The 21,147-nt window shown below is 70.9% G+C and carries 19 protein-coding genes and 1 pseudogene; 11 read left to right on the top strand and 9 right to left on the bottom strand.

What is annotated here, in order from left to right:
- Positions 1-96 precede the first annotated feature (96 nt).
- Genes FNH24_RS02240 through dusB form a run of 3 tightly spaced genes read left to right on the top strand, consistent with a single transcriptional unit; the run spans position 97 to position 1,882 of the window.
- Positions 97-351, top strand: coding sequence for a type II toxin-antitoxin system Phd/YefM family antitoxin (locus FNH24_RS02240; protein WP_246186709.1), 255 nt, complete (start codon positions 97-99; stop codon positions 349-351).
- Entirely contained in the window at positions 336-734 is a 399-nt protein-coding gene (locus tag FNH24_RS02245) for a PIN domain-containing protein (protein ID WP_152360481.1), read from the top strand. Before FNH24_RS02240 ends, FNH24_RS02245 begins: the two co-directional genes overlap by 16 nt.
- A complete protein-coding gene (dusB, locus tag FNH24_RS02250; protein ID WP_152360482.1) occupies positions 731-1,882 on the top strand; it encodes a tRNA dihydrouridine synthase DusB in 1,152 nt (383 codons plus the stop codon). Before FNH24_RS02245 ends, dusB begins: the two co-directional genes overlap by 4 nt.
- Positions 1,883-1,941: 59 nt before the next feature.
- Here the strand turns inward: dusB and FNH24_RS02255 are convergent, their stop codons facing one another.
- The 4 genes and pseudogenes from FNH24_RS02255 to pdhA all read right to left on the bottom strand — a co-directional run bounded on the left by FNH24_RS02255 (position 1,942) and on the right by pdhA (position 6,903).
- Positions 1,942-3,093 (bottom strand): hypothetical protein, encoded by a 1,152-nt coding sequence (locus FNH24_RS02255; RefSeq protein ID WP_152360483.1) that lies wholly within the window; start codon positions 3,091-3,093, stop codon positions 1,942-1,944.
- Positions 3,094-3,528: 435 nt separating this feature from the next.
- On the bottom strand, positions 3,529-4,761 hold the full coding sequence (locus tag FNH24_RS02260) for a dihydrolipoamide acetyltransferase family protein (protein WP_152360484.1): 1,233 nt from the start codon (positions 4,759-4,761) through the stop codon (positions 3,529-3,531).
- Positions 4,758-5,767: pseudogene (locus tag FNH24_RS02265) on the bottom strand (alpha-ketoacid dehydrogenase subunit beta). The gene FNH24_RS02260 and the pseudogene FNH24_RS02265 overlap by 4 nt, the downstream one beginning before the upstream one ends.
- Positions 5,764-6,903, bottom strand: coding sequence for a pyruvate dehydrogenase (acetyl-transferring) E1 component subunit alpha (gene pdhA, locus FNH24_RS02270; protein ID WP_152360485.1), 1,140 nt, complete (start codon positions 6,901-6,903; stop codon positions 5,764-5,766). The pseudogene FNH24_RS02265 and the gene pdhA overlap by 4 nt, the downstream one beginning before the upstream one ends.
- Positions 6,904-6,994: 91 nt before the next feature.
- Between pdhA and FNH24_RS02275 the strand changes: the two genes are divergently transcribed.
- On the top strand, positions 6,995-7,588 hold the full coding sequence (locus FNH24_RS02275; protein WP_217427996.1) for a TetR/AcrR family transcriptional regulator: 594 nt from the start codon (positions 6,995-6,997) through the stop codon (positions 7,586-7,588).
- A gap of 29 nt (positions 7,589-7,617) precedes the next feature.
- Here the strand turns inward: FNH24_RS02275 and FNH24_RS02280 are convergent, their stop codons facing one another.
- On the bottom strand, positions 7,618-8,673 hold the full coding sequence (locus tag FNH24_RS02280) for an aldo/keto reductase (RefSeq protein WP_152360486.1): 1,056 nt from the start codon (positions 8,671-8,673) through the stop codon (positions 7,618-7,620).
- An 80-nt stretch (positions 8,674-8,753) separates the two neighbouring features.
- Here FNH24_RS02280 and FNH24_RS02285 point away from each other — a divergent pair, with 80 nt between their 5' ends.
- From FNH24_RS02285 to FNH24_RS02305, 5 genes are all read left to right on the top strand, one after another.
- Positions 8,754-9,362 carry a TetR/AcrR family transcriptional regulator gene (locus tag FNH24_RS02285; protein WP_246186710.1) on the top strand — a complete coding sequence of 203 codons (609 nt, stop codon included), beginning with the start codon at positions 8,754-8,756 and terminating at the stop codon, positions 9,360-9,362.
- Positions 9,363-9,509: 147 nt separating this feature from the next.
- On the top strand, positions 9,510-10,589 hold the full coding sequence (locus FNH24_RS02290) for an HD domain-containing protein (RefSeq protein WP_152360570.1): 1,080 nt from the start codon (positions 9,510-9,512) through the stop codon (positions 10,587-10,589).
- Between the two features lie 423 nt (positions 10,590-11,012).
- Positions 11,013-11,858 (top strand): sugar phosphate isomerase/epimerase family protein, encoded by an 846-nt coding sequence (locus tag FNH24_RS02295; RefSeq protein ID WP_152360487.1) that lies wholly within the window; start codon positions 11,013-11,015, stop codon positions 11,856-11,858.
- A 155-nt stretch (positions 11,859-12,013) separates the two neighbouring features.
- Positions 12,014-14,194 (top strand): alpha-galactosidase, encoded by a 2,181-nt coding sequence (locus FNH24_RS02300; RefSeq protein WP_152360488.1) that lies wholly within the window; start codon positions 12,014-12,016, stop codon positions 14,192-14,194.
- 153 nt (positions 14,195-14,347) lie between these two features.
- Complete coding sequence (locus FNH24_RS02305) at positions 14,348-15,493, top strand: ROK family transcriptional regulator (protein WP_152360489.1); 1,146 nt, start codon at positions 14,348-14,350, stop codon at positions 15,491-15,493.
- Positions 15,494-15,535: 42 nt separating this feature from the next.
- Here the strand turns inward: FNH24_RS02305 and FNH24_RS02310 are convergent, their stop codons facing one another.
- Positions 15,536-16,012, bottom strand: a complete 477-nt coding sequence (locus tag FNH24_RS02310; RefSeq protein WP_152360490.1) for a DUF1877 family protein — start codon at positions 16,010-16,012, stop codon at positions 15,536-15,538.
- A 155-nt stretch (positions 16,013-16,167) separates the two neighbouring features.
- On the opposite strand from FNH24_RS02310, the gene FNH24_RS02315 reads away from it, so the two are divergent.
- Entirely contained in the window at positions 16,168-16,986 is an 819-nt protein-coding gene (locus FNH24_RS02315; RefSeq protein ID WP_161605953.1) for a GNAT family N-acetyltransferase, read from the top strand.
- On the opposite strand, the gene FNH24_RS02320 is transcribed toward FNH24_RS02315, so the two are convergent.
- From FNH24_RS02320 to FNH24_RS02330, 3 genes are all read right to left on the bottom strand, one after another.
- Positions 16,973-17,854 (bottom strand): helix-turn-helix domain-containing protein, encoded by an 882-nt coding sequence (locus FNH24_RS02320; protein ID WP_152360492.1) that lies wholly within the window; start codon positions 17,852-17,854, stop codon positions 16,973-16,975. The genes FNH24_RS02315 and FNH24_RS02320 overlap by 14 nt on opposite strands.
- A gap of 36 nt (positions 17,855-17,890) precedes the next feature.
- Complete coding sequence (locus FNH24_RS02325; RefSeq protein ID WP_152360493.1) at positions 17,891-18,637, bottom strand: phytanoyl-CoA dioxygenase family protein; 747 nt, start codon at positions 18,635-18,637, stop codon at positions 17,891-17,893.
- A gap of 98 nt (positions 18,638-18,735) precedes the next feature.
- Complete coding sequence (locus FNH24_RS02330) at positions 18,736-19,170, bottom strand: thiol-disulfide oxidoreductase DCC family protein (RefSeq protein WP_152360494.1); 435 nt, start codon at positions 19,168-19,170, stop codon at positions 18,736-18,738.
- Between the two features lie 54 nt (positions 19,171-19,224).
- Between FNH24_RS02330 and dnaG the strand changes: the two genes are divergently transcribed.
- On the top strand, positions 19,225-21,141 hold the full coding sequence (gene dnaG, locus FNH24_RS02335) for a DNA primase (RefSeq protein WP_152360495.1): 1,917 nt from the start codon (positions 19,225-19,227) through the stop codon (positions 21,139-21,141).
- Positions 21,142-21,147: the final 6 nt, after the last annotated feature.

Raw genomic sequence — 21,147 nt, forward strand, 5'->3', positions numbered from 1 at the left:
AGCATAAGGTCGCGAGCCAGGTGGAGTCTTGGACGAAAACGACGCCGGTGGGTTGGGTCCCGCGACGGATTCAGATATTCTGAATCCATGGCTACGATGACCGCCGCGGAGGCCTCGCGGAACTTCTCCACCGTGCTCGACCGCGCGGAGCACGGTGAGACGATCACCATCGTGCGGCATGGTCGCACCGTTGCGACAGTTTCGCCTGCGCCGAAGAAGACGGGCCGGGACCTGCGCCTCGCGCTGGCGAAGGCCGACATCCCACCCCCCGATGACGACTTCGAGGCAGACATCGCCGCCGCCCTGGCCTTCGTCTCGAAAGACGAGAGGGATCCGTGGGCCGAAGCCTGATTCTCGACACCGGAGTTCTGATTGCCTTCGAACGCGGGAGAGTCGATCAATCCGTTTTCGACGATGATCAACTATCGGTGGCCGCCGTGACCCTAGCGGAGTATCGAGTCGGTGCCGAACTGGCCGACACGCCTCTGCGAGCGGCTGCCCGGCTGCGTAGCCTGGAGCTGTTTCTCGCCGAGATGGACGTGCTGGAATACACCGCACGCACGGCCACCGACCACGCTCAGCTTCTCGCCTACACTCGGAGGTCAGGCTTGTCACGCGGCCCACATGACTTGATCATCGCCGCCCACGCGGTCGAAACCGGTCGCACCGTCGTTTCCTTGGATGCGAACGCCAGATTCGGAGATCTGCCTGGCGTCGTCGCGGTCGCGCCATGACGGGAGCGACGACGCGGGCGGCCGCTGAGTTGCGGCTCGGCCCGCTTCGGGTCGAGACGCCGGTGGTGCTGGCGCCGATGGCTGGCATCACCAACGCCGCATTCCGGCAGCTCTGCCGGGAGCAGGGTGCTGGGCTGTACGTCTGCGAGATGATCACCTCGCGCGGCATCGTGGAACGGGATCGCAAGACGCTGCAGATGCTGCAGTTCGATCCGGGCGAGAAGATCCGTTCGGTGCAGTTGTACGGGGTCGATCCGGCGACCATGGCGGCCGGGGCGGAGATCCTCTGCAACGAATACGGGGTCGGCCACATCGATCTCAACTTCGGCTGCCCGGTGCCCAAGGTGACCCGCAAGGGCGGGGGAGCGGCGCTGCCGTACAAGCGGGATCGGCTGGCGGCGATCCTGCGCGCGACGGTCAAGGCCGGCGAGCGATACGGGGTGCCGGTGACGATGAAGACCCGACTCGGCATCGACCAAGATCATCTGACCTACTTGGACGCCGGCAAGATCGCCGAGGACGCCGGCTGCGCCGCGATCGCGCTGCACGGCCGGACCGCGCAGCAGTCCTACTCCGGCGTCGCCGACTGGGACGCGATCGGCCGGCTGAAGCAGGCGGTGAGCCTGCCGGTGTTGGGCAACGGCGACATCTGGGAGGCTGCCGACGCGCTCCGGATGGTCGAGCAGACCGGCGTCGACGGAGTGGTGATCGGCCGCGGCTGCCTGGGCCGGCCCTGGCTGTTCCGTGATCTTGCCGACGCCTTCGCCGGCCGGCAGACGAGGACCCTGCCGCGGCTGGGCGAGGTGGCGATCATGGTCCGTCGGCACGCCGAACTGCTGGCCGGGTTGAGCGACGAACGGCACGGACTGACCGACCTGCGCAAGCACATGGCCTGGTATTTCAAGGGTTTCCCGATCGGTGGCGAGGTGCGCCGCCAGTTCGGCCAGGTGAGCAGCTTCGCCGATCTCGACCGGGCTCTGGCCCAGCTGGACCCGGCGGAGGAGTTCCCGGTCGCCGAGCTCGGGCTGCCGCGCGGACGGCAGGGATCGCCACGGGACAAGGTCGCGCTGCCCGAGGGGTGGCTGAACGACACGTCCGGCGATGATCTTGATCTGGCCGCGGCGGAGCTCGGTGTCTCCGGCGGCTGACGTACGGTGACCGTCGCGTCCTGATCATCTTCGGCCTGTCGCTGCTGATCGGCTCCGGCTCAGGCTTCGACTCCGCGGGCGCGATTGCGCCATCGGCTGTCGGCCAGGCCGGCGCCGGCGGTCGCGGCGATGATCACGACCATGATCACCCACCAGCCGGTGAACAGGGCCGGCAACTGGAGCCGCCAGGCCCCCAGCAGTGGATCGCTGGTGTGCTCCAGCCGGCCGATCCCGATCAGCAGCTCACCGAGCCAGACGGCGGCGCCGAGGGCGAGCACGGCCCCGCGGGTTGCCGGGGTGACCCCGACCAGCTCCCGGTCCCGGACGCCATGGCCCCGCGGCAGCGGCTCGGCGATCATCCGACGGAGCAGGAGTGACTCGCGGATCGGCCGGATCAGCCGGGTGATCACGGTGAACAGCACCGCAGCGACGACCAGTCCGCTGCCGATCAGCAACGCGATCTCGATCACCGAGTCGATCTCGCCTGAGCTCAACCATTCGGGCAAGAGATCGGACCGACTGAGATACATCGCACCGAGGAAGATCGCCAGGCCGGCCGCATGGAGCCACAGCAACCAGTGCACCGACCGCGGGCGGGCCGACGGCCGCGCCACGGCCGCGCCGACCAGTGGGGTCGCCGCCGGTGCCGCCATTTGGCCCTTCAGTCGCGGTGCCGATTTCGCCCGCCAGCGGATGGCGGCCAGCACCAGCAGCGGCACAGCGATCACGGCCGCCACCAGCAAACCGGTCAGGGGCCAGCGAACGGCCACGGTGTCCGGCCGGTCCGACAGGACGGTGATGGTCGCGATGGCCCCGTGGACCACACAGAACGCGGTCAGCGCCGCGGGCACAAACGGTGACCGGCCGATCGGGCCGCGCGGATCCGGCTGCGCCGGACGGGCGCGCGGCTTCTGGTTCGCCTTGATCAACAGCGCGCCCAGGGCGACTTGGCGTGCGGTCCGGGCCAGGCCGATCACCGCCGCTCCGGCGACCACGCCGAGGATCGTGACGCCGATCAACTCGCGGACCAGCAGATAGCTCGGCCAGAGCGGGCCGAGGTCGAGCAGCACCTCCTCGGCGAGCACACCGGCCACCAGGACGAGCAGGAAAGCGAGGGTGCTGGCGGCGAGGACGGCCGTGGCCAGCCGGTACGTCGTGTCGGCGATCACGAAGATCGGGCCCGGCGTCGGCTCCGCGGCAGGGGTCGGCACCGGCCGACTGTAGCGTCCGACCGGCCGATCGGAGATCGTACCGGCGCGAGCCCGGCCCGCGATCACTCAGCCCGGATCCACCGCTGAGCTCGACACGGCTCGCGGAATCGCGATCACCCAGATCGCCCGCCGGTGTGCGTCGAGTGGACAGTTTGGTCAGCTCCCCGACGAAGATCCGCGCCCATAGTGACCACTCGCTGGGTGCACCCTCATCCCAGCACCGGACCGATGGCCGGCCGCGATTCCGGTCCGACCGCACCAACTCACCCGCCCTTGGCGCGTCTTTCCGACCGACAGGCCGAAACCCCCAGGAGACGCGCAAGGGCCTGGCTTGCCCTTCGACAGGCTCGGGGAACGAACCAAGCGGCAGCTCGCCGGCCCGAACAGGGGATGCAACACGACAGTTCCAAGATCATCGGTGGATCCAGGCGTCACTCAGGCGAGGAGCCGGAGCGGTTCCTCGAGCAGACCGGTCAGCGTGGTCAGGAACCGGGCCGCGAGAGCGCCGTCGATCACCCGGTGGTCGGCGGTCAGGGTGCAGCGCAGTCGCCGCCGGACGACCACCTCCCCGTCGATCGCGGCCGGCTCGGCCCGGGCCGAGCCGACCGCCAGGATGGCGCCCTGGGGCGGATTGATGATCGCGCTGAACTGCTCGACTCCGAACATGCCCAGATTGCTCACGGTGAAGGTGCCGTCGGCCAGGTCGGCCGGCGCCAACCCGCGCTCGGCGGCCAGCACGGCGAACCGGCGGGACCGGGCGGCGATCGTCGTCGCCGAGGCCAGGTCCGCGTCCCGCAGCACCGGGACCACCAGCCCGCTCGGCGCGGCGATCGCGATCCCGATGTGGATCCGGCCGTGCTGCAGGGTCGCGCCCCGGCCGTCGTCGGCGTAGGAGACGTTGACCTCGGGATGGGCCCGCAACGCCAGCGCGCAGCCACGGACGACAAGATCATTCACCGTCACCGCGTCCCGCGGGTCGCCGGCCAGCGCCGCGTTGACCCGGCCGCGCAACTGCAGCAACTCTTCGACATCGGTGACCGTCGTGACGGTGAACTGCGGGATCGTGGTCGCGCTCCGGACCAGCCTGGTCGCGATCGCCTGTCGAACCTGGTCGAACGGGACGAGGGTCGAGTCCCGGTCGTCCCCGCTCCCGGTGCCCCGGCCCGGATCGGCCGGCGACGTGGGTTCCGGCGGAACCGTGGTCTCCCGGTCGAGATCCGCCCGGACGATCCGGCCACCCGGACCGGAGCCGGTGATCAGGCTCAGGTCGAGGCCCCGCTCCCGGGCCATTCGACGCACCAGCGGCGTGGCCGGCCGGCGCTCGGCCCGGCTTGTGGGTGCGGCGGGCCGGTCAAGGGTGGTGGATCCGATCGGGTCTGGTTCGGTGGGCGCCGGCGGCACGGTCGCTGCCAGCGGCGCCGGAGAGTCGGTCGGTCCCTCGTCGATCCGGGCGATCGTGGCGCCGATCGGGGCGGTGCCGCCGGCGGCCACGACGATCTCGGCCAGGGTGCCGGGCTCGTACGCCTCGTGCTCCATCACGGCCTTGTCGGTCTCGATCTCGACCAGCACGTCGCCGGCGGCGACCGGATCGCCGACCGCCTTGTGCCAGCTGGAGATCACGCCCTCGGTCATGGTGTCGGACAGCCGGGGCATGGTGATGTCGATCATGATCGGGGTTCCTCTCGCCGCCGGCCGACCGCGCTCAGGGTTTCGGTGATCGCGGTGATCACGTCCGCCGCCGACGGCAGGGCGGCGGTCTCCAGGGACTTCGCATAGGGCAGCGGCACCTCGGCCATCGCGACCCGGCGGACCGGGGCGTCGAGCCAGTCGAATGCGCCGTCGGAGATGGTGGCGGCGATCTCCGCGCCGATCCCGTAGGTGAGCCAGTCGTCCTCCAGCACCACGGCACAGTTGGTCTTTCGCACCGACGCGATGATCGTTTCCCGGTCCAGCGGGCGCAGGCTGCGCAGGTCGATCACCTCGACGTCGATCCCCTCGGTCCGGGCGAGAGTGTCGGCGACCTGCAGGGCGACGGTCGCCATCCGGGAGTAGGCGACCACGGTGATCTCCGTTCCCGGCCGGGTCACGGCGGCCCGGCCGATCTCGGCCGGCAGGTCGTCGTCGGGGACCTCGCCCACGGTGTTGTAGAGCGCGAGATTCTCCAACAGCAGCACCGGATCGTCGTCCCGGATGGCCGCCAGCAGCATCGCCTTGGCGTCGGCCGGCGTGCTCGGCGCCAGCACCTTCAGGCCGGGCACGAAGGCGTAGTACAGCTCGATGTTCTGGGAGTGGGTCGCGCCGAGTTGCTGGCCGCCGCCACCCGGCGTGCGGATCACCAGCGGGACCCGGGCCTGGCCGCCGAACATGCCGTAGATCTTGGCCGCGTGGTTGACGATCTGATCCAACGCCAGCAGCGAGAAGTTGATCGTCATGATCTCCACCACCGGCCGGAGCCCGAGCATCGCGGCGCCGATCGCGGCGCCGGTGAACCCTCCTCGGCGATCGGGGCGTCCCGGACCCGCTTCGGCCCGAACTCGTCCAACAGCCCGGCGGTGATCTTGTACGAGCCCTCGAACTGCCCGATCTCCTCGCCGATCAGGAAGACGTCGGGATCCCGGATCAGCTCGGACCGCAACGTGTCGCGCAGCGCCTGCCGATAACTGATCATGCTCATCCGACGGCTCCGACGGCTCCGACGGCTCCGACGGCTCCGACGGCTCCGACGGCTCCGACGACCGCCGGACCGGGGACCGGTGCCGCAGGGAAGAGGGCCTGACCGGGAAGCCGGCAGGAGTCGTTCGGGACCGGCGTGGCGTAGGTGTGGTCGAACAGGGTGGAGATCTCCGGGGCCGGGCTGGCCTCCGCCGCCGCGACCGCCGCGGCAACGGTTTCCATGATCGCCAGATCGATCTCACCGACCGACCGTTCGGTCAGCACCCCCTGGGCGAGCAACCGGTGCCGAAACGTCTCGATCGGGTCGGCCGCGTGCACCGCGGCGGCGTCCGCCCGGCTCCGGTAGCGGGCCGGATCCACCACCGAGTGGCCCTTCAGCCGGCCCGAGACGGTCTCCAGCAGGTAGGGCCGGCCGGATCGGGCGCTGGTCAGCGCCGTGCTGATCGCCCGGTGCACGGCGACCGGATCGTTGCCGTCGACCCGGGCCGCGGGCATCCGGTAGGACGCCGCCCGCTTGTACAGCTCCGGCTCGGCCGCGGCCTGCTCGACCGTGGTGCCCATGCCGAGCCCGTTGTTGATCACTACGTAGACGATCGGCAGCCGCCACAGGGCCGCCAGGTTCAGCGACTCGTGGAAGGCGCCGACGTTGGTGGTGCCGTCGCCGAGCAGGCACAGCACGGCCTCCGGCCCGTCGCGATAGTCGATCGCCAGTGCCGCGCCGGTCGCGAGCGGGAGCTGGCCGCCGACGATGCCGTACCCACCCATGAAGCGGGCCTCGGCATCGAAGAGATGCATCGAGCCACCCCAGCCGCCCGAGACGCCGTCCCGACGCCCGTACAGCTCGGCCATCACCCGGCCGGGCTCGATGCCCCGGGCCAGTGCGTAGCCGTGATCGCGGTAGTTCGCGAACACGTAGTCCGTTCCCGCGAGAGCGGCCATCAGGGCGACGACCGTGGCCTCCTCGCCGAGATTCAGATGGCAGTAGCCGCCGATCTTGGCCTCGGTGTACGCCCGTGCCGCCCGCTCCTCGAACCTCCGGATCAGCACCATCCGGCGATAGAACTCCAGCAGCTGCGCGTCGCTGACGGAGTGCTGGTCCCCCGACGAGCGGCGCGGAGTCTTGACCGTCCGCGACATTCCCGAGCTCCTCTCCTTTAATGACACGTTGATCGTATCATTTATAGAATGGCGCTCGAGCCGGGTGGTTCGGCCATCGAAGGGAGAGCGGATGATCATGGAACCGGCCGAACCGAGGAAGCGGGGCCGGCCCACCGGTGCCGAACGGGAGCGGCGCCGCGACGAACTCCTCGACGCGGCCGTCCGGCTCTTCGTGGAGCGCGGCTTCCAGGGGGTGTCGCTGGACGACATCGCCGCCGCGGCCCGGGTCACCAAGCGGACCATCTATGCCTACTTCGGTGATCGCTCGGAGATCTTCGTCGCCGCGGTCGAGCGGCTCCGGCTGCGGACCATCGACCTGGCCGGCGGTCCGGACGACTCGCTGGAACAGCTGGCCGTCCGGATCGTCGAGGCCCTGCATTCCGATCAGGGGATCGGGCTGCATCGGCTGATGATCACCGAGGCGCACGCCTTCGACGGCCTGGCCGCCCGCTTCTACAGCGATGGCCCTGCCGCCTACATCGCCGCGCTGCGGGTCCGGCTGCCGGAGCCGGACCTGACCCTGGCTCGATCGCTGTTCACGCTGCTGCTCGGTGAGCGGCACCGGCAGCGGCTGCTCGGGCTGAGCCCGGCGCCGACGCCGCGGCAGTCCCGGGAGCAGGCCCGGTCGGCCCTGCGCGTGCTGGGCCTGGCCGACTCCCGGTGAGGCCGGGCGCTCGGGTCAGAGCGCTCGGGTCAGGCTGCGGCCTGCGGATCGGGGAAGAGCGGCGGAGCGAGTCGGGCGAATCCCTCCTGGCGGTGGTACGGGAAGTGCGGATACGGGGGCAGCCGGTAGCTGACCGCGTCGAGTCTCCGGACGTGCTCCGGGTCGAGCCGCCAGCCGGTCGCGCCGAGGTTCTGCCGCAACTGCTCGGCGTCTCGCGCGCCGATGATCACCGAGGCCACGGTCGGCCGGTTGATCAACCAGTTCAGGGCGATCTGCGGCACCGTGCGGACGGTCTGGTCGGCGATCTCGAGCAGGGTGTCGACCACCGAGTAGAGCAGTTCGTCGTCGACCGGCGGCCCGAACTCGGCGGTGGTGTGCAGCCGGCTGCTGGGCGGAATCGGCTGGTCCCGCCGGATCCGGCCGGTCAGCCGGCCCCAGGCCAGCGGGCTCCAGACCACCGCGCCGACCCCCTGGTCGAGGCCGAGCGGCATCAGCTCGGCCTCGTAGTCCCGGCCGACCAGCGAGTAGTAGACCTGGTGCGCGACATAGCGCGACCAGCCATGATCATCACTGGCGCCGAGCGACTTCATCAGCTGCCAGCCGGCGAAGTTGGAGGCGCCGACATAGCGGAGCTTGCCGTCCTGGACGAGCCGGTCGAGCGTGCCCAGCGTCTCCTCCACCGGGGTCGCCGCGTCGAAGGCGTGCAGCTGGAACAGGTCGATCCGGTCGGTGCCGAGCCGGCGCAGCGCCGCCTCAACCGCGGTGATCAACCGGGACCGGGAGGTCCCGGCGTCGGCCGGTGCGGAGCCGGTCGGTAAGGCAGCCTTGGTGGAGATCAACAACTGATCCCGGCGGCCGCGGATGGCCGCCCCGAGGATCTCCTCCGAGGCTCCGTCGGAATAGACGTCGGCGGTGTCGATCATGGTCGCACCGGCATCGACGGCGATGCTGATCAACTCCCGCGCCTCGGCCACCTGGGTGTTGCCCCAGCCGCTGAACAGGGGCCCGCGGCCGCCGAAGGTGCCGGCGCCGAAGGCGAGCACGGGCACGGTCAGTCCGGACCGGCCGAGTTGGCGATACTCCATCTCGTTCTCCTAATTGGTACGATCGTCTCGTTAAAGAATTCACCGAAGCCTCGGCCCGGACAACCAGGAGTCTCATTAAGGTGGCGACAGACCAGGCGATGACCCGACCCGGCGGCCGCACGGCCCGGGTCCGGCGGGCGGTGCTGGTAGCGACCGAGGACGTGATCGTCGAGCGCGGCTCGGCCGGGATCGAGCTCGCCGACATCGCCCGTCGGGCCGGCGTCGGCCGGGCCACGGTCTATCGCCGCTGGCGTACTCCGGCGGGATTGATCACCGACCTGCTCGCGGACATGGCCGAGCGGTCCGAGCCGCGGGCCCGGACCGGAGCGCTCGAATCTGATTTGCGGGCGAACGCCCGGCTGGTCCAGCGCACGTTGAACAGCCGGCGGCAGGGGCCGATCTTCCGAGCGGTGATCGGCGCCGCCGCAGCGGATGCCGACTCTGCCGCGGCCCTGCACCGGTTCTATCGGGCCCGGCTGGTCGAATGGGCGCCGTGCGTGGTCGAGGCCGTGAGTCGCGGCGAGGCACCGCCCGGCACCGACCCGGTGACGGCGATCGCCGCGGTCTCGGCGCCGTTGTACTACCGGCTGCTGCTCAGTGATCAGCGGCTGGACCGGCACGCCGTCGACCAGGCCGTCGCGGCCGCGCTCGCGGCGATCCGGGCCGGCGCCTACGTCACCGGTTCCTGACCGGGTGATCGCCTCTTGCCCAAGGGCCTGCGCAGTGATCGACGCGGCCGCGGTCGGCCGGCTCACGTCGCCCCGCACCGTACTCGTTACGCTCGGCGGGTGAGTGACTCAGAGATCACCGCGCGCGCTCGCGCGTGGGCCGAGACGATGGCCGGCCATGATCATGGCGGCGTCGTCCGGGCCCATCGGGACTCGACGCTGAGGGTCGAACCGGCGCCGTTGATCACCCGCGAGGTCCGAGAGGAACGGGAGCGGCTGTTGCTCCGGCCGGGTGCGACCCAGTCCGGCGGCGCCGGGCACCGGGCCCGCCCGGAGGAGCCGGACCCGGAACGTACCTGCTTCGAACGGGACCGGGACCGGATCGTGCACTCGGCCGCGTTTCGCCGGCTGGCGGGCAAGACCCAGGTCGTGGTGCACCCGACCGATCACCAGCGGACCCGGCTGACCCACGCCATCGAGGTCGCGCAGGTCGCCACCTCGATCGCCCGGTCGGCGGGCGTCAACGTCACCCTGGCCGACGCGATCGCGCTGGGTCACGACTGTGGCCACGGGCCGGGCGGGCACGCCAGCGAGGACGCCTTCGACGCGTTCATCCCGGAGGGCTACGACCACGGCCCGTGGGGCTCCGACGTCGTGCTGTCCGGCCTCAACCTCTGTGCCGAGACGCTGGACGGGATCCGCAACCACTCCTGGTCGCGGCCGGCGCCGAGCACGATCGAGGGTGAGATCGTCAGCTGGGCGGACCGGATCGCCTACTGCGCCCACGATCTCGAGGACGCCGTGCACGCCGGGATCGTGACCCTGGACGACGTCCCGCGGCGGGTCGCCGAGCTCGCCGGCCGGACCCGGCGGGAGCAGTTGGGGACCTTCATCCGCGCCGTCGCCGACACGATCGGTCGGTACGGCACCGTCGGGATGGAACCCGACGTCGCCGAGGCTCTGGCCGAGCTGCGCAACTTCAACTACGAGCGGATCTACGTCCGGCCGGCCTCGCTCGAGCAGTCGACCTCGGTGATCGCCGTCCTGCATGCCCTGGTCGAGCACTACGCGGCGCACCCGGAGGCGATGCCGGAACCGCCGGACGACGACGCCGGCACCGACACCACCGTCCGCGCCGCGGTCACCTATGTCGCCGGGATGACCGACCGGTACGCCTTCACCACCGCCGTGACCGAGCTCGGCTGGGACCCCGATCGGCTGCCACAGGGGATCGACCACGGCGAGTGAGCGGTCGTTCCCTGAGTCGGTAGCCGGGCTGAGACTTCGGCCCCTGAGCCTGTCGAAGGGCCGAGGTGATCGAGCCGGCCCCCGACGGCTGAGGAAGTGCGCGCCGGCCGGATCAGGTGGGTGGGCGATCTCGTACCAGGGTGCGGTCAGGCGGTTGGTGAAGACGCGCCAAGGGCGGGCGGGTTGGTTCGGACCTTGGCTGAGTGTCCGGCCGCGGATCGGTGCCGGCTCCCTCACTGAGTGGACGCCTTGGCCAGCCGAAACGGCTTGAATCGTGGCCAAGGAGTCCACTCGACGTCGGGCGTGGCCGAAGTGGTCGGTGTCGGTGGCGGGAACGAAAATCTGCTGCGTGTCGGCCCGCTGGGTGGAACGTCGGCCCGGGGCCGTGCCTGGCGTGCGCGGCGTCGGCCTACGATGATGATCATGTTCTCGAACCTGAGCGCGGGCGCTCTCGGACTGTCCCTGGACCACCCCACAGCGATCGAGCTGGCCGAGAAACACGGCTTCGGCGGCGTCGATCCCGATCTCGGCTTCCTGCGTGGCCTGGCCGGCCCGACCGCCGTCGCGGAGCACGCAGCGTCGGTCCGCGAACGCGGACTGCAGTGGGGCATCGCCGGGCTGCCGGTGCCCCTGACCGCCCCGGCCGGGGAGTTCCGGGCCGCCCTGGAGACCCTGCCCGCCACCCTCGAACTGCTCACCGCGGCCGGCGTCACGTCGGTCGGCACCTGGCTGCGGCCGATGCACGACGACCTGAACTACCGCCGGAACTGGGCCCTGCACGCGAGCCGGCTCAACCTGGTCGGCGAGCTGCTGGCCGACGCCGGGCTGCGGCTCGGCCTGGAATACATCGGCCCGAAGACCTTCTGGTCCACCGAACGGTTCCCGTTCCTGCACTCGATCGGCGAGGCCCGGGAGCTGATCGCCGAGGCCGGCCGCCCGAACATCGGGCTGATCCTGGACACCTACCACTGGTACACCGCCGGTGAGTCCGCGGCCGACCTGGCCGGGCTGACCGACGCCGACATCGTGTCGGTCGACATCAACGACGCCCGCGACGACCGGGAGCGCGACGAGCAGCAGGATCTCGACCGCCGCCTCCCCGGCGCGACCGGCGTGATCGACCTGGCCGGCTTCATGGCCGCGGTGCACGCCGCCGGTTACACCGGCCCGGTCAAGGTCGAGCCGTTCATGAAGTCGCTGGCCGAGCAGCCCGTCGACGACGTCCTGGCCGACATCTCCCAGCGCCTCCGCGACGCCATCGACCACTGACCGCCGACTTGTCAGAACTGAGTTGTGCCATAGGGCAACTCAGTTCTGACAACTCGGCTCCGGGGCCAGGCGGGAGAAAGTTTCGTGGTGAAAGTTAGTCGGGGTAGAGTCGGGATCGGCGGCTGCACTGTCACTGATCGACCCGAGGAGACCTCGTGCCGGAACGAACCGACTGCCTGATCCACCTGCGCGCCGAGGGTGTCTCGGTGATCATCGACTGCACCGCCGGTCGACTGCCCGCGATCGCCTACTGGGGTGGCGATCTGGGCGCGTTGTCGGCCGCCGATGTGACGGCGGTGGTGGCGAGCGGAGCCACCCCCGGGCCGATCGCCGATCAAGGGGTGCCGACCGGCCCGGCCCTGCTGCCCGAGCACTGGACCACCTGGACCGGCCGGCCCGGGCTGAGCGGCTCCCGGGCGGGCACCGCCTGGTCGCCGAAGTTCACCAGCAGCAGCGTCGCGGTGACCGGCGACGTCGCCGACGACGGCGTGATCACCGACGGGGTGATCATCGGTGGCCGGGCCGTGGTCGAGGTCCGGGCCGCGGATCCGGTGGCGGAGCTGGAGTTGTCGATCACGATCGAGTTGACCGCGGGCGGTCTGCTCCGCAGCCGGGCCGAGGTGATCAACACCGGCGCGGAGTCGTACCAACTGAATGATCTGGTGCTGGCCTATCCGGTGCCGGAACGGGCCCGGGAGCTGCTCGACTTCGCCGGCCGGTGGGCCAAGGAGCGGACGCCGCAGCGGCGCGAGTTGATCGTCGGCACCCATCTGCGGGAGGGCCGGCGCGGCCGGACCGGCGCGGACGCGGCGACGGTGCTGCACGCCGGCGTGCCCGGTTTCGGCTTCGCCGACGGCGAGCTGTGGGCGGTGCACACGGCCTGGAGCGGCAACCACACCCACTACGCGGAGCGGCTGGCGACCGGTGAGCAGGTGCTCGGCGGCGGCGAGTTGCTGCTGCCCGGCGAGGTCCGGCTAGCGTCCGGCGAGAGCTACACCAGCCCGTGGTTGTACGGCAGCCACGGCGTCGGCCTGGATCAGGTGGCGCGCCGCTTCCATCGCTACCTGCGGTCCCGGGACCGGCATCCGGCGGCGGACCGGCCGGTCACCCTGAACGTCTGGGAGGCGGTCTATTTCGATCATGACGCCGACCGGCTGATCGATCTGGCCGAGCGGGCGGCCCGGCTCGGCGTCGAACGGTACGTGCTCGACGACGGCTGGTTCGGCAGCCGGCGTGACGACAAGTCGGGGCTGGGCGACTGGACCGTCTCGCCCGACGTGTGGCCGGACGGTCTGCACCCGTTGATCAACCGGGTCCGGGAGCTCGGGATGGAGTTCGGTCTCTGGTTCGAGCCGGAGATGATCAACCTCGACTCCGACGTCGCCCGGGCCCACCCGGAATGGGTGATGGCGACCGGCGACCGGCTGCCGGTCGAGCACCGGCAGCAGCAGGTGATCAACCTCGGCATCCCGGAGTGCTACGCCTATCTGCGGGACGCGATCAGCGCGATCCTGGACGAGTATCCGATCGGCTACCTCAAGTGGGACCACAACCGCGACCTGATCGACTCCGGCACCTCGCCGGAGGGCCGGCCGGGCGTGCACGCGCAGACCGACGCCGTCTATCGCTTGATCGACGAACTCAAGGCCGCCCATCCGGGGTTGGAGATCGAGTCCTGCTCCTCCGGTGGGGCCCGGGTCGACCTCGGCATCCTGGAGCGGACCGACCGGGTCTGGGTGTCGGACTGCATCGATCCGCTGGAACGGCAGCAGATGAACCGCTGGACCACCCAGCTGGTCCCGCCGGAACTGATGGGCTCGCACATCGCCTCGGGCCGGTCGCACACCACCGGGCGCCGGCACGACCTGTCGTTCCGGGCCGGCACCGCGGTGTTCGGGCATCTCGGCATCGAGTGGGATCTGGCCGAGGCGACCGAGGCCGAGCTGACCGAGCTCGGCGGCTGGATCGAGTTCTACAAGGCCGAGCGGGAGTTGCTGCTGCGCGGCGACCTGGTCCGGGTCGACTTCGCCGACGAGTCCGTCTACGCCCATGGGGTGGTGGCTCCGGACCGGCGCCGGGCGATCTTCGCGGTCGCCGCGGTGGGTCGGTCGGAGGTGTCGGCGATCGGCCGGATCCCCTTGCGTGGCTTGGATCCCGAGCTGCGCTACCGGATCGAGCCGGTGCTGATCGATCCGGCGGCGGCCGGTCGCGGCCGCGATCCCTGGTTCGCCGATGATCTTCCCGCCATCCCGGGCACGGCCCTGATCGGTGCCGGGCTGCGCATCTCCGATCTTCGGCCGGAGCACGTCGCCCTGATCCGGCTCACGGCTGTCTGAACCGAGATCTCGCCGGTCTTGCCCTCGGGTTTCCTTCGTGCCAACGTTTAAGGCCAGCCGACCGGCCGACCGGGTGCCGGCTGCTGCAATCGATACTGGCGGGGTGATCATGACGGTCGTGTCGGGTGCCGTCCTGTCCGCGGCGGTGGACGGATGAATGCCGTGGCGGACGGCGCCGACGCGCCCCGGTTGGACAAGACCGCCCAGAGCGTCGCACTGGCCGTGTTGCGGCACGGGCCGATCGCCCGGGCCGAGCTGGCCCGCCGGCTCGGCCTGTCCAGCCCGTCGCTGACCCGGCTGACCAAGGAACTGATCAGGACCCGGCTGGTGCGGGAACGCCCGGCCGAGCAACGGGCCGCGACCGGCCGGCCGTCGCTGCCGCTGGAGATCAACGGCGACGCCGCGCACTTCGTCGGTATCAAGATCGTCACCGGCGCCGCGTACGCCGTGGTGACCGACCTGGCCGGCGACGTGATCACCCGGCGTCGGGTCGGCACCCGGGCGCGGGCCCCGGGGACCTTCCTGAACCGGGTGGCCGAACTGATCAAGGAGCTGCGGGCCGACGATCCCCGGATCCGCGGGGTCGGGGTCGGCATCGGCGGGCCGGTCTCGGACGGCAACTCGGTGCGGCACGCCTACTTCCTCGGCTGGGGCGAGGTCGAGGTCGGCAGCATTCTGGCCGCGGCGGTCGGGCTGCCGGTCACCGTGCACAACGACGTCAAGGCCCTGACCCTGTCCCAGCACTGGTTCGGCTCGGGCCGGGACTGCCAGTCGCTGGCGGTGCTCACCCTCGGCGTCGGCTTCGGCTGCGCGATGGTGATCAACGACGCGCTGATCACCGGCGACCGCGGCATCTCCGGCGAGATCGGGCACTGGCAACTGCGGGCGGACGGGCCCGAGTGCAGCGAGGGACATCGCGGCTGCGCCTCGGTGATGCTGACCTCGGGCGGGCTGGCGAGACTCGCGAGTGAGGCGGTCGGTGCTCCGCTCGAGTTCGAGGAGTGCGTCCGGCTGGCCCGCGACGGTGACCCCGCGGTGCGGGTCGTGCTCGAGACCTCGGCCTACCAACTCGGGCAGCTCTGCGCCCGGGTGGCCGACCTGATCGCTCCCGAGCGGCTCATCCTCTGCGGTGACGGGATCGACTTCGCGATCATCACCGACGACGTGGTCCGCCGTGGCCTCGCCGATCATCGCAGCTCCCTGGCCGACCCTGACGACCTGATCATGGAACGACTCGACTTCTTCGACTGGGCCCGCGGCGGTGCCGCCCTCGCCATCCGGCACTACCTCCTCGGCTGATCCAGGACCGTTCGGGACCGGATCCGTGCAGGGGTGAGCCGATCACCCGATCAGGTAGACCAGGCCGGAGCCGTCCTTGGCCATCCGGGCGGCGAAGTCCTGCGCGTCGGCGAGATACTGCGCGATGTAGCCGTACTCGTCGGCGGAGCTGCGGAAGCCCGGCTGTCGGAGCAGGCTGCGGACGTCGTCGGTGCCGAGCAGGCTGAGGTCGCGGGCGACCTCGGCCACCTCGTCCGGATCGAGCACCCTGGTCCACGGGATCCAGGCGAGCCCGTCGTGGACGAAGGTGACCTCGCCCTCGAACAACCAATAGGCGGGTCGGGGGTCCTGCCCGTAGTCGGGTTGGGTCAGGGCCTGGAGATACCTCCAGCACTTGTCCAGATAGAGCATGATCGGCCGTTCCTCGGCCGGGCCCCAGGCGTCGAGCAACGGGTCGGCCGACAAGAAGTCGAGCGGTTCCTCCCGGGCCCTGGCGACGAACTCGGCGGCGAGCGGATAGGCGTAATAGCGGATTCCCATGCCGGGGACTCTGTCGCTGCGAGGCCCGATCGGTCGGCCGGCCAGAAAGTCTGTGGACAACGGAATTCGTTGCCGACCGGCTGTGGATGACCGGATCGCGGAGCAAGTCCGGGCTATCGGCGGCGGCGGCCGCGTCGGTGGGGGATGCTGACGGAGTGAGTGACGACGGCGAGATCGACCGGGCGATCGAGGTGTTCGTCCGCGGCTTCGGCTTCGTCCGCAGCCGGACCCATCCCTACGTTGCCGAACGGGTCGGCCTCGGCTGGGTGATCCGGGACGCGCCGCGCCGCGATCCGGCCAAGTACCGCCGGGAGGAATGGGTCGCGCACGGCCTGGCGCCGGCAGAGCTGCACGAGCTGGCCGAGCGAAACACCTGCGGTCGGTACGCGCTCTGTGTGGTCCGCTCCGACGACCAGGATCCGGATCCGATCCGGCTGGCCTACCGCGACCTGGGCTTCCGGCTGGGCGGCGCCGAACCGTTCCTGCAGCATCGGCTGATCGACCTGCCGCCGCGGGACCGGGCGATCCCGATCGAACAGGTCACGACCCAGGATCAGGCCGAGCGACTGCGCGCGGCCGGCGGCCCCCGGTTGCCGGCGGAGGCGTTCGAGCCGGACGGACGGTTGCGGCAGTATCTGGCGGTGCTGGACGGGACCGCGGTCGGCTGGGTCGCCAGCGTCGAGGTAGCCGGGGTCGGCCCGGCGACCGACCAGGTGGCGACCTGGTGCTCGGAGATGTTCGTCGCCGCGACCCACCGCCGGCGCGGGATCGGCCGCGCGCTGCTGGCCCGGATGCTCCGCGACGACCGCGACCGCGGCGCCCACTGCTCGGTGCTGAGCGCCAGCCAGGCCGGCGCCCGGCTCTATCCGACGGTCGGCTACGAGCGCCTCGGCGAGCTCCTGGTCTACACCCCGGCGCGCCGCACGCATCCCCGCGTCGACGGCCTCCAACGCCGAGTTGTCAGAACTGAGTAGCCCTAGGAGGGCGCTGACCAGTGGGGGAAGCCCCGGGACCCGCGGACAGTTCCTCCTGGGCGACGGCCCGATAACGGGACGGTGCGGTGCCCTCCACGGCGGTGAACACCCGGCTGAAGTAGAACGGATCGCCGAATCCGGACCGCCGGGCGATCGCGGCGACCGGCAGGTCGGTGTCGCGCAGCAACTGCCGGGCGATCCCGATCCGGAACCACTGGATGAAGCGGGACGGTGGCTGGCCGGTGGCCCGGCGAAACATCCGGCGCAACTGCTCGGCGCTGACGTGGCTCGCCTCGGCCAGCTCGCGCGTGCTCAGCTCCCGGTCGTAGTGCTGCCGGATGTGATCGATCGCCGCCGCCACCGCGGGCGGCAGGGCCGCACCATCGTCGGTGATCACCGACTCGGCGTCCGACCGCAGCAGCCGCCCGAGCGCGCCGGCCAAAGCGGCGTTGGCGATCAGCCGTCCGCCCGGCCGGCGTTGATCAAGCTCGGTGGCGGTGTCCCGGACGTCGGCGACGATCCGGTCCCAGGACCGTCCGGCGCAGTTGATCAACAACGTCGGCGGCCACAGGTCCGGTCGTGGTTCGCCCCGGTCGTAGGCCATGAAGTGGGCCACGTACGTCTGCAGCGGCGGCTCGCCGAACTCGGCCTGTTGGGCGACGTTCGGCGGGATCAGGATCGCCGACCGGGCCCCGACCTCGGCCGCTTCGAGCGAGCCCAACCGGAAGATCATCGAGCCCGACGTGATCACCCACAGTTGGTAGTGCGGCAGCGAGCGCGGCGGCAGCCGCCAACTGGGTGAGCAGTCGAAGGCCGCCGCCGCGTGCACGGTCAGCGAGATGCCCGCGCCGTCGTCATCGGTCCGCACAGTGCCGATCCTGCCGTCTGCGGGCCGGGGCCGGCGTCACGGCCGGGGCGCCACGACCGGATAGTCCGGTGCCTCGTCGTCGCCGGTGTAGCGGTGTTCGGCGCCGAAGTAGCTCATCGTGATCGCCCGCCGCGACTGGCCGGAGGTGTTGGCCGCGGTGCCGTGCACGACCAGGCTGTGGAAGAAGAGGCCGGAGCCGCGGCGCATCGGCACCGGGACCACGGCGTCGAGGTCGTACCGGCTGCTGGGGATGACGTAGTCGTCCTGGGTCGACTCGTGCGGCAGTCCGCCGCCGGCCTGGCTGCCGGGGATGACCAGCATGCAGCCGTTCTCGACCGTCGCGTCGTCCAGCGGCAGCCAGCAGGACCAGAGCGACATCGGCTCGATCGGCCAGTACGGCGAGTCCTGGTGGAAGCCCTTCTCCGAGCCGACCTTGCCCGGCTTCATCAACGCGTCGGCCCGGAACAGCCAGAGCTTCTCGCCGAGGATCGACTGGATCCGCTGCGCGACTGCCGGGCGGGTGATCAACTCCCGCCGGATCAGCTCGTCGTCCCACAGCCCGCTGATCTTGCGTACGTCCTGACCCGGCTCGACCTGCTGACCGGACCGGACCAGCGCCGGCTCGCGCTGGACCTGCAGCCGGCCGGTCGCCTCGCGGTCGCCGCGGGCGTACTCGAGCAGGCGCTCGCCGATCTCGTCGCACTCGGCGGGGGAGAGCAGGTCCTCGATGATCACGTACCCCTGCTGGAGGACCTGCGGATCATCGATCTCGGTGGCAGTCATCGGAATCAGAACTCCTCAGATCGGAAACTCGTGACTCCAAGCCTGTCAGGCGCTCCGGGATGGAGGACATGGACTGCACAGCACAGATCCTGGACGGATCAGTGGTGCGGCACCGGTTCCGTTCCGGGCGGCGGCAGGGCGCAGGCCGGTGAGCCGCCGGGCAGCCGGTGCCGATTGATCGCGATCACCCGGTAGGCCGCCGCGGCGAGCTGGGCGATCACCGGCAGCCGGAGCAGCGTGCCGAGGATCCGGTACGGGCCGCCGGCGTAGCGCAGCCAGGCCGAGACGGCCGCGGCGCCGCCGGAGACGTCACCGCGCAGGTCGAGCCAGAGCACCTCGTGCTGGGCCCGCTCCGCCGTCGTGCCGGCCGCCTCCAGGTCCGTGAACTGCCACGGGATCAGCCGCGCCTCCGGCCGATCGGGCCGACGCAGCCGCTCCGCGATCCAGGTCGCGGTGGTGGTGCAGAAGGCGCAGTCGCCGTCGAAGATCAGCCACGGCTGCTGGCGTTCCGGGTCCGGCGCAATCCTCGGCATGCCCTCATTTTAGTGCCGTGCGGCGGGCCGCTCGCGCGGGTCTACACTCGCGGTGTGGCGGGCCGGATCAACGAGGAAGACATCGCGGCCGTCCGCGACCGCGCCCGGATCGACGAGATCGTCGGTTCGTACGTCACGCTGCGCCGATCCGGCGGCTCGATGGTCGGCCTGTGCCCGTTCCACGAGGAGAAGACGCCGAGCTTCCAGGTCACCCCGGCCCGCGGACTCTGGTACTGCTTCGGCTCCTGCTCCGAGGGCGGGGACGTGATCAGCTTCGTCCAGAAGATCGACAACCTGTCCTTCGTCGAGGCGATCGAACGGCTGGCCGACCGTGTCGGGATCCAGCTCCGCTACACCGACGACGGCGGCCCGCGGACACCGCCGGGGCTGCGGATGCGGCTGATGGAGATGCACCAGGCCGCGGCCGAATACTTCGCCGACCAGTTGACCAAGCCGGATGCCCTGGCCGGACGGCAGTTCCTGGCCGAGCGCGGCTTCGACCGGGAGACCGCGACCGACTTCGGGGTCGGCTTCGCGCCTCGGGACGGTAAGTCGTTGCTGCGGCATCTGCGCGGCCGCGGCTTCGCCGACGCCGACCTGGTCGCCGGCGGCCTGGCCCGCGAGTCCGGCTACGACTTCTTCCAGGGCCGGCTGCTCTGGCCGATCCGCGACTCCGGCCGGCAGGTGCTCGGCTTCGGCGGCCGGCGGATCTTCGACGACGACCGGATCTCCGCCAAATACATCAACACCCCGGAAACCCCGCTGTACAAGAAATCCCACGTGCTGTACGGCCTCGACCGGGCCCGGCAGGCGATCGCCAAGAAGAGCCAGGCGGTGGTGGTCGAGGGCTATACCGACGTGATGGCGGCGCACCTCTCCGGAGTGGACACGGCGATCGCCTCCTGCGGCACCGCGTTCGGTGATGATCATGCTCGGCTGCTGCGCCGGCTGATGGGTGATCATGACGCGTTCAACGGTGAGGTGATCTTCACCTTCGACGGCGACGAGGCGGGCCAGAGCGCCGCGCTGAAGGTGTTCTCCGGTGATCAGAACTTCCTGGCCCAGACCTATGTCGCGGTCGAGCCGAGCGGTCTCGACCCGTGCGACCTGCGGTTGCAGCAGGGCGATGCGGCGGTCCGCGAGCTGGTGGCCCGGCGGGTGCCGCTGTATCGGTTCGTGATGAGCAACATCGTCGGCCGCTACGACCTCGATCGCGCCGACGGCCGGCTGAACGCGCTCCGCTCGGCGGCGCCGCTGGTCGGCAGCATCCGCGACCGTGGTCTGGTCAGCGGTTACATCCGCGAGCTGACCGGCCTGCTCGGCATGGAGCCGGAAGAGGTGCAGCGGGAGGTGGCCCGCGCCGCCCGGGCTCCCCGTCCGCAGGGCAAGGGTGATCGTGGTCGCGGCCAGGACAACCGCGGCCGGGGCGACGCGGGGCCGGACCAACCGCCGGCCGACGATGAGCCGGTGCGCCGGCCGGCCGGGCCCGAACTGCCCGACCCGAACGACCGGCTGCTCACCACGGAACGGCAGACGCTGAAGTTGATCATCCAGGCGCCGCAGCGGTTCGGTGCCGGCTGGGACGGCGTCGGGGTCGCCGACTTCACCCACCCCGCGTATGCCGCGGTGTTCACCGGGGTCGAGAAGGCCACCGCCGACGGCACCGACGGCGACTGGGCGCACCGGGTCAGCCTCGCGGCCGAGGACGAGCGGATCCGCGGCCTGGTGGTCGCCCTCGCCGTCGAGCCGCTGCCGATCACCGGCGACCCGACCGAGCGCCTGGTGTCGGCGTACAGCTCGAGCCTGCAACTCCTCACCGTGATGCGGCAGATCGCCGAGCTGAAGTCGAAGCTGCAACGGACCAACCCGGTCGAGCACGCGACCCGCTACAACCAGATGTTCTCCGAGCTCGTCGTCCTCGAAGCCCGCCGCCACGCCCTGCACCAACGCAGCATGGGCTCCCAGGACTGACCACCT

This window comes from Microlunatus speluncae, from assembly GCF_009299835.1.
Classification (GTDB): Bacteria; Actinomycetota; Actinomycetes; order Propionibacteriales; family Propionibacteriaceae; genus Microlunatus; species Microlunatus speluncae.

Coding starts and splice junctions, on each gene's coding strand:
- FNH24_RS02240 (WP_246186709.1), top strand. CDS start 97: ATGACCGCCGCGGAGGCCTCGCGGAACTTCTCCACCGTGCTCGACCGC.
- dusB (WP_152360482.1), top strand. CDS start 731: ATGACGGGAGCGACGACGCGGGCGGCCGCTGAGTTGCGGCTCGGCCCG.
- FNH24_RS02260 (WP_152360484.1), bottom strand. CDS start 4,761: ATGATCGACATCACCATGCCCCGGCTGTCCGACACCATGACCGAGGGC.
- pdhA (WP_152360485.1), bottom strand. CDS start 6,903: ATGTCGCGGACGGTCAAGACTCCGCGCCGCTCGTCGGGGGACCAGCAC.
- FNH24_RS02275 (WP_217427996.1), top strand. CDS start 6,995: ATGATCATGGAACCGGCCGAACCGAGGAAGCGGGGCCGGCCCACCGGT.
- FNH24_RS02280 (WP_152360486.1), bottom strand. CDS start 8,673: ATGGAGTATCGCCAACTCGGCCGGTCCGGACTGACCGTGCCCGTGCTC.
- FNH24_RS02290 (WP_152360570.1), top strand. CDS start 9,510: ATGGCCGGCCATGATCATGGCGGCGTCGTCCGGGCCCATCGGGACTCG.
- FNH24_RS02295 (WP_152360487.1), top strand. CDS start 11,013: ATGTTCTCGAACCTGAGCGCGGGCGCTCTCGGACTGTCCCTGGACCAC.
- FNH24_RS02305 (WP_152360489.1), top strand. CDS start 14,348: ATGAATGCCGTGGCGGACGGCGCCGACGCGCCCCGGTTGGACAAGACC.
- FNH24_RS02310 (WP_152360490.1), bottom strand. CDS start 16,012: ATGGGAATCCGCTATTACGCCTATCCGCTCGCCGCCGAGTTCGTCGCC.
- FNH24_RS02325 (WP_152360493.1), bottom strand. CDS start 18,637: ATGACTGCCACCGAGATCGATGATCCGCAGGTCCTCCAGCAGGGGTAC.
- FNH24_RS02330 (WP_152360494.1), bottom strand. CDS start 19,170: ATGCCGAGGATTGCGCCGGACCCGGAACGCCAGCAGCCGTGGCTGATC.